This is a genomic window from Bartonella sp. B10834G3 (assembly GCF_016102505.1).
Classification (GTDB): domain Bacteria; phylum Pseudomonadota; class Alphaproteobacteria; order Rhizobiales; family Rhizobiaceae; genus Bartonella; species Bartonella choladocola.
In genome coordinates this window covers 1-3,685 of sequence record NZ_JACFOM010000010.1, presented here as the reverse complement: position 1 = coordinate 3,685, position 3,685 = coordinate 1, and the positions used below count along the sequence as shown (strand labels likewise).

Sequence of the window (3,685 nt, the reverse complement as noted above, 5' to 3'; positions counted from 1 at the left end):
TATCTTTGACAGTGCTTTGTGTTATTGTCACTACATTATTCAACGCCGCACCGTTGGCCACACCGCCATAAATGCTACCGCCGACTGTTGCGCCCGTGATAGTGACCCTATTACCATCATCTTCATTTGTGCCACCAGCAGTGCCAACGCCGTACTGAATGTGAGCACCGTATACCTCACCGGTAACTTCGGTGTTTTCTTCAATGGTAACACTATTGCCCTTGGCTGATGTTGCTGTTGCCAAAGAATCGCCCGATCGGTACACGTATCCGCTAACAACTTGGCCTACTTTGGTTTTTATAGACCCTTTACTTGCTATATTAACATGATTGCCCCACGCATTGCCATCCCCTGCAAATGCCGCATTAATCACACTATTTTCAATATCTGCACTATGAATGATAATGCTGTTGTTATTGGCATCACCCGATCCCATGGAAAATCCGCTATAAATTTGTATCCGCGCAACAAACTTGCCGGACTCTAAAACAATACGATTGCCATTTGCGGTTCCGCTCATTGTTATGCCGCCGTAAAAATTACCTAATAACATGTAAGTTTCCTTTACATGGATATAATTATTATCGGCATTGCCTGTACCGTCTACACGCCCACCATAAACATGGTTTTGAATTTTACCGCCATTCAGAATAACTTTATTATTGCTGGCTTCGCCACGACTATTTAAGCCACCTATAACATTATAAGGCGAAACATAGGGAGTTTCATCATTTTCATCAAACGATAAATTATTATCATTTGATACGGTAATAGTGTTATTTGATGACGATTTTGCAGGATAAAGAGAGTAACGCAATGAAGCTGGATCCCGACGAAGTTTAGTGGTAGCGTCTTCCGAAGTACCATTGTAAACAATATCCTCTGCATAGGCACTTGACGAAGTTGATAAGGATAAACATAGCATCAACGTGAAAGTCGAAACTTTCACTGTCACATAGTTATTTATCATATTTCATTTTCTCCTAAACCGCATTCGCAAGTCTATCGCAGGCGACTTTTTCTCAAATTGAATGAAACAACTCGTGTAAAACGTAAAACTAAATTCATTCAATAGTGCACGCAATTATAAATTGTAAAACTACATTAAAGCATTTTTCGTGAAAAACTATTTAAAAAAGGTCAATTACAAAATTTTTCTTGCGGATAAGTTGTTTTTTTAACGATCACGTCTGTTATTCTTATTTTTAATCCATTTGACTGGTATGGCGGTAAGAAATTCAAGGCAGATTATAGCTGTTTTTGATGAGCTCTTAAGCCATTATTCTTTTCGCTCTATTATGCTGTATTGCGCTACAGTGTAGCCATTTTAAAACCATGTTTTTTAATTTGCGCTTTTGCTCTTTTGCAGAAAATTACAGTTTTTCTGCATACGGTCGAAGCGTGCCAAGGCGCCGTATAAGCGCACGAACGCGTTTAAAAAGTCCGTACGCCAAAATAAAAGATGCGTAGAATTTAATTTGAAACGATACACCTGTCAAAGTGCTTGCCCCTGCTCATAGCAAATATCAAGCTGGCAAAATATCAAGCCTGGCAAAATTCCGATGGCAAAAGGTCACGGTTCTACATTGAGGATCAATTTTATTTTCTCGCTTCCGGTGATATTTAAAAACAGTCAGATACAAAATAACGCAAGTGGCAGATTTCCGATAAACGTTAAAACGAACAACCCGTTGACAATATTCAATAAAACATTGTGCATTATTCAATAAAACATTGTGCATTCAACCGGTATTACCGGCAACAACCTCTTTTTTATTTAAACAACACATATTCTCGTCATATCGCGGCCGGCGATCGTGTTAAAGTCACCATTGTTCAGCACACTTCAGGCTTGCTGCCCGTTCGATATTCTGTCGCAATTCAGGAAAGAGAATGTGACGCTATTAACAAAAGATGCGCTTATGATAAAACTTGGTGACATCGGAAAAAACGTCAGCAGCAAAGCGGCCGCAACAGACAAAAGTTTCGATTGACAGCATAAATTTGATTGATTGGCATATAATAAATAGAACCGTTTCAACACAGACATTCGGAAGTTCATAAGGCGTAAATTTTTCATTGCGTTCCAATAGGCGGAAAAAAAGAATTTTTTCACCTGTTCTATGCTTTTTGCCCCCTGCCGAAGGGCAAGCGCGCTATAGCAACAACAAAACCGGAATTAACGAGGCGCGGACCCGACCAATGGATAGGGTATTATCATCCAACAGATGATCTTGTTGCTCATGAAACTATGAAGGATAATGCGGACGCAAGTCGAGAGTTGTTGCAAAATGTCTAAATTCGCAGATTTCTATGCGGTCCTGACTGACAGGCGCTAAACTCCAAATCTTCAAGCATTGTAGCCTCTTCCTGCCTTGGATTGATGATACGATCACTGGCTCGATCAACAGTTACGTATCATTTCTTTCACTTTGCTAAGTGTATGAACTAATGGCAGCTTCAGTCATTGTTACTTTGCTTGTCGGGATAACGTGTTGTAACTGCAAGCCGCGGCAGGAAGCCGCGTTACGAATAAATAATTTGGCCTTTGAATATCCATCCTTAAGTTCCTGAAAGGACTTTGTTAGTCTGAAAAAGCCGATTTTACATCTTTGCCAACGTATTTGCACCTTCAGTTATCAAATGTCTGATCTGAAAGCTGCGGTATTTGGCACTTGTTCAATAACCACAACTCTTCCGAATATTGACTACAATAAGTTTGATGTTTTTTCGCAATAGGAAGTGCGTTATATCTTCAATATTTCCTGCAATCAGGTTCTTGCGCTGCGAACTTAATTTATTTGAAGTTTTCAACGAGAGATAAGGCGCAACTACCACCAATATTTTGGCCAGTTTTTGACCGCCCCGATGTTGTTCACAACGAATGCGATAGCAACAAGAGTGACAGAGCCAAGGAAAACAGGTGTGAATAGAAATGAATATATCCGAGATCGACCAGCCCGTTATATCCGCGCCATCCATCGGAGTTTATGACGGATACTATACTATTCTTCTGCATATAATGCCTTGTAACGTGGCTTTCGGGCAATCAGGAACAACTTCTGTATAAAACTGTCGATCGCGTTCAAAAAGCCAAAAATAGTTGTTTTACCATAAGCACCGCGATTACGTTTACCTTTTACACGGCCTGATCCGAACAGACTTTCATCAATTGCGACAACCCCGAACATTGGTCGCTCAGCTTCACTGGCAGCATATATTCTTTGATGCAGACTATGATGAAAACGGTCAACGGCATTACGATTAAGCCCTGTCAACTCTGCTGTTTGTAGGGCTGTTAAATCGATCGCAAAACAGCGGACAAAATCGCAAATTTTCTGCTCTGAAATGTGACTACAGATACAATACTTATTCTTAATATCTGCTCATAACCTTAGGACGAATTTTGTCACTAAACTAGGCAAGACCCATTTATTATTTTTCTGCTTAGGCTATCTCATCATTTTTATAAAGGCCGGCCGATACCGGCTTCTATTACGACCGGCCGACAAAGTAGATCGTTTTAAAACTTGTCGGAAGATGAGCAATCTGACAAAAACAGTGCCGAACCGTGAAAAGCCGCTTTGATCGGCAATACACTCCACAATATGAGACAAAACCACATATCAAAACTGATATTTGCCGCGTTTTGAACAAGGCAATGACAAATGTAAAAGCTATATCG

2 protein-coding genes are annotated in these 3,685 nt (G+C 40.2%); both read right to left on the bottom strand.

What is annotated here, in order from left to right:
* A partial coding sequence (locus tag H3S94_RS11720; protein WP_198241174.1) for a hypothetical protein occupies positions 1-970 on the bottom strand: 970 nt, incomplete at its 3' end.
* Between the two features lie 2,035 nt (positions 971-3,005).
* The gene (locus tag H3S94_RS11715) at positions 3,006-3,191 is read right to left on the bottom strand and encodes a hypothetical protein (RefSeq protein ID WP_198241173.1); all 186 of its coding nucleotides are present in this window, start codon (positions 3,189-3,191) and stop codon (positions 3,006-3,008) included.
* Between the last annotated feature and the right edge of the window lie 494 nt (positions 3,192-3,685).

Coding starts and splice junctions, on each gene's coding strand:
- H3S94_RS11715 (WP_198241173.1), bottom strand. CDS start 3,191: ATGTTCGGGGTTGTCGCAATTGATGAAAGTCTGTTCGGATCAGGCCGT.